This window comes from Methylophaga sp. UBA1464 (assembly GCF_002325665.1).
Taxonomy (GTDB): domain Bacteria; phylum Pseudomonadota; class Gammaproteobacteria; order Nitrosococcales; family Methylophagaceae; genus Methylophaga.
The window spans coordinates 1-381 of record NZ_DCSO01000100.1 but is presented as its reverse complement, the minus strand read 5'-3'; the positions used below and the strand labels follow the sequence as shown (position 1 = coordinate 381).

The 381-nt window shown below is 38.3% G+C and carries 1 protein-coding gene; it reads left to right on the top strand.

Features of this window, described 5'->3' with window-relative positions; all coding sequences use genetic code 11:
* Positions 1-249: helix-turn-helix transcriptional regulator (locus B3O33_RS13725; protein ID WP_292363832.1), on the top strand; the 249-nt coding region annotated here is incomplete at its 5' end.
* Positions 250-381: the final 132 nt, after the last annotated feature.

Sequence of the window (381 nt, the reverse complement as noted above, 5' to 3'; positions counted from 1 at the left end):
ACAGGCTTATCGAAACGTTATCTCAACAACTTATTCAACGAAGAAAATACCTCGCTGATGCACTTTCTGACAGAACAGAGATTAGAGTCGTGCCGACACTGTCTGGCAAGCGCCTTTTATGCTCACCTGTCTGTCACCCAGATTGCTATGCAATATGGTTTTAACAATATGTCCCATTTCAGCCGGATTTTTAAAAAATATTACGGGTATGCACCTAGGGCATATCGTCAACTATTTACCAATTTCTAGACTTGGCAGCACCAAAGTAAGTAAAAATTTACCTCTCGCCTATCGCACGTATTGTCATAATGACCAAAAAAACGACTGAATGGGGAGTGGTTAATGAGTAAGTTTTAATTATTTAATCAGTATTTTTCTTAT